The sequence below is a fragment of the Streptomyces sp. NPDC059917 genome, from assembly GCF_042730635.1.
Taxonomy (GTDB): Bacteria; Actinomycetota; Actinomycetes; order Streptomycetales; family Streptomycetaceae; genus Streptomyces.
On sequence record NZ_JBHWLC010000167.1, the window covers coordinates 1 to 4,997 of the forward strand.

A 4,997-nucleotide genomic window follows, 5' to 3' on the forward strand; every position below is an offset into this window, starting at 1 on the left:
CAGGCGCGCACAGGACTGACCCGCCTCGCTGCGCTCGGCGGGCTCGGCTTCGCCGAGCAGGGCTGGCCCTTCGGGCCGGGTCCTCCGCTTCGCTTCGGACTGCCCGAGCTTCCGCTGCGCTCCACCTCGGGCGGCCTGCTTCGCAGGCCTGGGGCTCCCGCGCTTCGCGCTGGAGCTGACCCTGTTTCACGGAGTTGAGTACGCCTGTGGCCTGATGGGGTGTCCGCTTCGCTTCCACCCCGGCCCTTCCGGCTTCGCCTCCAGGGCCAGCCCGCTTCGCGGGCGCAGCGGTAGCGCGAGGTGGCCGTTCTCGTCGGTGGAGTGCGGGTCGGGTCCTCCGAAAGTGGGACGGATGCAGGGGACCCGCCGCGTGCGGCCATCGTCGCCCGGTAGACTCAGGCTACATCACTTGATTGATGTAGGTGTGTAGCATCACGAGATCCTCTCTACTGTCAGACATGGAATCCTGTCCCCCTGCATCTCAAACTCCGTGACCCTGATGCTGTGCAGCATCACGAGGAACCCGGCAGTGCCTCCCGGATGTCTGGTCTATTCGAGCTGACGGAGAAAGAAGAATGATGGAAGCCGGTGGAATTACGCTTCGGCCTCACCAGGAAGAGGCGGTGGAGGCGATCGTGCGGGGGCTCGATATTCCGCCTCGGAAAAGGATTCCGAAGGCAGGTCTGCGGGCCACGGTGGTGGCCGCGTGTGGGACGGGGAAGACTTTTATCGCGGCGGCTGCTGCTCTGCGTCTGGCGCGGGGCGGTCGCGTCCTGGTGCTGCTGCCGACCCTGGACCTGCTGACCCAGACCGCGCGGGAATGGCGCACGGCCGGCCACGGCGGGCCGGCTGTCGCGGTGTGCTCGCTGGAGGACGACGTCCAGCTCTACGGGCTGCGGGTGCGGACGACGACGTCGGCGCCGCAGCTGGGGCTGTGGCACGGGCAGGGCCCGGTGACCGTGTACGCCACCTACGCATCGCTGCCCGTCATCGCCGAAGCCCACCGGGGAACCTACGGGCTGCCCATGGCCCCCTTCGACCTGGTGGTCGTCGACGAGGCGCACCGTACGTCGGGGTCGGCGGGGAAGGCGTGGGGGGATGTGCACCGCCAGGAGGTGATCCCCGCGCGGCGCCGGCTCTACATGACCGCGACCCCGCGCATCTGGGCGGACCGGGGAGTGCAGAGCCGGGAGGAGCGGCGGATCGCCGAGGAAGCCCACCGGCTGTTCGAGGAGGAACGGCGGCGGGAGGCCGAGGCGGAGGGGCGGGTGTATGTGCCGGGGCCGCAGTGGGACCCGCTGCCGAAGAAGATGGCCTGCTCCATGGACGACCCGAAGGTCTTCGGGCCCGTGGTCTACGAGTTGACGCTCGCGGACGCGATCGCGCGCGGCCTGCTGGCGCGCTTCCAGATCGTGGTCGTGGAGCTCGTGGACCCGGTCGTGACCCCGGAGCGGCTCTACGGCCCGGACCGGACCGAGGAAAAGCTGCGGGGCGAGCGGCTGGCCGCGCTGCAGACCGCGCTCCTGGAGACCATGGCCGACCACGACTTGAAGACGACCATCAGCTTCCACCACCGCACCGTCGAGGCGCAGGCCTTCGCCGAAGGGCTCCCCCGGGTCGCGGCCCGCCTCCACGCCACCGACCCCGTCCGGCACCCCAAAAGCGTGTGGACGGGGTGGCTGCGCGGGGAGCACGAGAGCGATCACCGGGCCTCCGTGCTCGCCGACTTCGGCCGCCGCGCCGGACGCGCCGTTCTCGCGAATTGCCGGGTACTGGGTGAGGGTGTCGATATTAGGGCGGTCGATTCAGTTGCCCTGATCGACCCGAAGGGGTCGGCGGTCGATATCGTCCAGGCCATTGGTCGGGCGCTCAGGCAGAAGCCCGGTGAGGGGAAAATTGCGACGCTGATCGTTCCCGTTTTCCTGCGGGAGGACGAGAATCCGGAAGACATTCTTTCGTCTAATTCGTATGGGCCCCTGATTCGGGCATTGAATGGGCTTCGGGCGCATGATGAACGTGCCGTGGAGATGCTGGCCATTCCGCAGGAGCCCCAGAAGCGGGAGGTGCAGCCGTCGCCATGGATCGGTACCGCACCCGCCAGCGACGAGGACGAGGACGAGGCGCGGCTGCTGCTGCGGTTCGCGGCCCCGCGGGACCCGGTCCTGATCGCGAAGTGGATCAGCTACCAGGTCTTCGACACCGAGCGCGCCGACTGGCGGCGCGGGGTCGAGGCCGCGTGGAGGTACTTCGAGCGGGCCGGTGACCTGGAGGTGCCCTACGACCACACCGAGGGCCTGTACCCGTTGGGCAGGTGGCTTTCCGACCAGCGCCGCGCCTACCGCGCCGGGACGATGAACGGGGAACGCGCCGCCGCCCTGGAGGAGCTGGGGATCGTCTGGGACACCGCCGACGCCGCCTTCGAGACCAACCTCGCCGCCGCCCGCGCCTACTACGCGCTCCACGGGACCCTCGCGGCCCCGCGGCACGCCACCGCCCTGGACAAGCCCGTCGGGCAGTGGCTCACCAACGTCCGGCGGCCCGAAGGACTCGGCAAAGACCCCGACCGGGCCCGTCGGCGGGCGAAGGCGCTCGCCGCGATCGACGAGGACTGGAACCCGGGCCCGCTCGGGTGGAGCGTCGACTGGCAGCGGCACTTCGCCTACCTCGCCCAGACGATCCGCCGCGGGGCCCGGCTGCGGGACATCACCCCCGGGGTCACCCGGCACGGCGAAGACATCGGCCGATGGCTCAACTCGCAACGACACCGCTGGGACAAGCTCAACACCGAGCAGCAGACCCGGCTCACCGAACTCGGCGTCACCCCGGCACGGCCCGTACGGGCCCGCAAGAGCAACGCGAAGACACCCGCGGCGTCACCGTCCGGGCGGGGTGCGGCGGCCTTCCAGACGGGCATTCAGGCTCTTGCGCAGTACCGGGAACGGGAAGGCGGCGGGCTTCCGGGGCGCGGGCACATCGAGGAGCTGCCGTGCGGGCCTCATCGCACGGGCGTGTGGATCGTCAACCAGAAGCAGCGCCGCGCCCGGCTCGCCCCCAAGCAGCTCGCTCAGCTCGCCGAACTCGGCGTCGACTGGGCCCGGTAAACCCAGTACTGGTGCGGGCCTTGAGGCCATAGAGTCGTGGCCGGTCGGGGCCGTAGCGCAGAGGTCGACGCGTGGCCTGCACAGCCGAGGACGCCGGTTCGAATCCGGTCGGCCCCGACCTTCACCACCCAGCCGACCTCCCACAGGCCCAGCCCCAAAACACCAGGCAGCGGGCGCAGACTACAAGCCGGACCGCCCCCGCACGGGGGGGTGTGCTTGGCCAACCAGCATCGGGATCTGTCATCGCCGCGACCCCGCCACAAGGTCGCCACACCGACCGTGCAGCCCAGCATCGACAGGACGAAGTCCGCCTGCACAAGACCGAGGTGGCCCGCCCGCCAGGCAGCCGCGAGCAGCAAGCTGGTCAGCAGCAGGCCCTCGATACCGATCCGGTCCCGGCCCGACAACGCCCACCACACCGCCCGCACCCGATCGGCGAACGCCCCGCCGTCCGGGCGGTGCCGGAACCTTCGGCGTCACCGCGTGCGCCCCGCGCCCTTGGCCGATGCGGCCTGCTGCCGGTGCGCGGGGACCGCTGCTTCGGGCGGGCCGGTTGTCCGGGGGTCGCGGCGGCCGGGGTGGTGGTGGAGCGGGAGCGGGCCGCCGCCGGGAGTCCCTCTTGCGGGATGCGGGCGCGGCCGGGGTGGAGGGCGGCGTCGTCAGGGCCTGCAGCGTCGCTTCCACGAGGCGGCCCGCCACGGCGGAGGACGGGCCTTCCCTCCAGGCCGTGTTCTCCCCCCAGGCGGGCCAGGTGCGCGGCCAGGAGGTCGGAGCCACCTTGGTCGCGGATCCAGTCCATGCGGGCGGCGAGCAGGGGCCAGGGGCGGGAGCCGACCAGCATGCCCGCCTCCGTCTCGGCCAGGACGTCCTTGACGAAGCCGACGATCGCGGCCACGGAGGCCCGCTTCTCCTTCGGCCTCGAACGCCTCTTGGACGGACTGGCCACGCTGTTGGAGGAGCCGGGCTCCGCAGCGCGAAGTGAAGGGACGGCCCGATGAGCGAGTGGCCTACGGCGGCTCCGAGTGGAGCCGGCCGCGGGGCGGGCGGGCCGGGTCCGGCCGCACGAACCGCGGGGAACGGGCGATGGCGGCCGGGCGGGCAGCGCGACGGTCCGAGGCCCGCGCCCGGAGGCCGCGCAGCATCCGTGCGGACGTCCTCGCCCGGAATCAGGGAGCGCCTTCGCCCGTCTGGAACCGCGCGGCCGGCCCGGAGCCGGCACGGGTGGGTCGTCCGGCACCCGCCGGGCGGTCCCTCTCGCCACACCGCCACCGGCGAGGAGTCAACGGGAACGCGCCCGATCCCGTGACCCGCACCCCGCGACGCGAGCGGAGTCGGCCGTCTTCCGTCCGGCTCGGCTCCTCCCGCTGGCGAGCCCGTATCCACCCCACCGGCCCGTTCCGCTCGGCCCGACCCCGCACGCCCACAACAGGCCACGGGGCGGTCCGACATGTGGAAGACGGGACAGCTCGCCCCGGAGGCGTACGAGATGACGCTCCTGCTCAGCGGCGGGATGAACGTCTCGCGGTCCCGGCAGGACGCCCGCCTCCGCGCAGGTGACTTCAACCTCCTGACCTCGTCGCGGCGCTACGTCGGCCGGGGCACCAGTGACCGTGACCCGGGTCCGTCCCGGGCCGTCGTCCTGCACCTGCCGCGCGCCGATCTGCTGCTGCCCGAGGCGAAGACCGACCGGCTTACCCCCGAGTCGCGCCGCCGGTCGCTGGTGCGGCGGCGCGACCTCTTCAGGGACAACCGCGCCAACCCAGCTGACGCCCAACCAATGCCACCTGCCCACCCATTCACACGCATCAACGGGGCAACGGGGCAACGGGGAAGCCCGCGGGGGCCCGGGGGGGGGCGCGGGGGTGCGGGGTGGGCGGGTGCGGGGTTGAGGTGGGG

The 4,997-nt window shown here is 72.0% G+C and carries 2 protein-coding genes and 1 tRNA gene; all 3 read left to right on the forward strand.

The window, feature by feature from the left end:
• Nucleotides 1-578 precede the first annotated feature (578 nt).
• The 3 genes from ACFWAR_RS39090 to ACFWAR_RS39100 all read left to right on the forward strand — a co-directional run bounded on the left by ACFWAR_RS39090 (nt 579) and on the right by ACFWAR_RS39100 (nt 4,099).
• Nucleotides 579-3,101: a Helicase associated domain protein gene (locus tag ACFWAR_RS39090; protein ID WP_385788422.1), complete on the forward strand. Its 2,523-nt coding sequence runs from the start codon at nt 579-581 to the stop codon at nt 3,099-3,101.
• A gap of 46 nt (nt 3,102-3,147) precedes the next feature.
• Nucleotides 3,148-3,218, forward strand: a tRNA-Cys gene (locus tag ACFWAR_RS39095).
• Between the two features lie 722 nt (nt 3,219-3,940).
• Nucleotides 3,941-4,099 carry a hypothetical protein gene (locus tag ACFWAR_RS39100; protein ID WP_385788420.1) on the forward strand — a complete coding sequence of 53 codons (159 nt, stop codon included), beginning with the start codon at nt 3,941-3,943 and terminating at the stop codon, nt 4,097-4,099.
• The last annotated feature ends 898 nt before the right edge of the window (nt 4,100-4,997 follow it).

What these genes read in the sequence shown, in the direction of transcription:
- ACFWAR_RS39090 (WP_385788422.1), top strand. Translation starts at nt 579, where the DNA reads ATGGAAGCCGGTGGAATTACGCTTCGGCCTCACCAGGAAGAGGCGGTG.
- ACFWAR_RS39100 (WP_385788420.1), top strand. Translation starts at nt 3,941, where the DNA reads ATGCCCGCCTCCGTCTCGGCCAGGACGTCCTTGACGAAGCCGACGATC.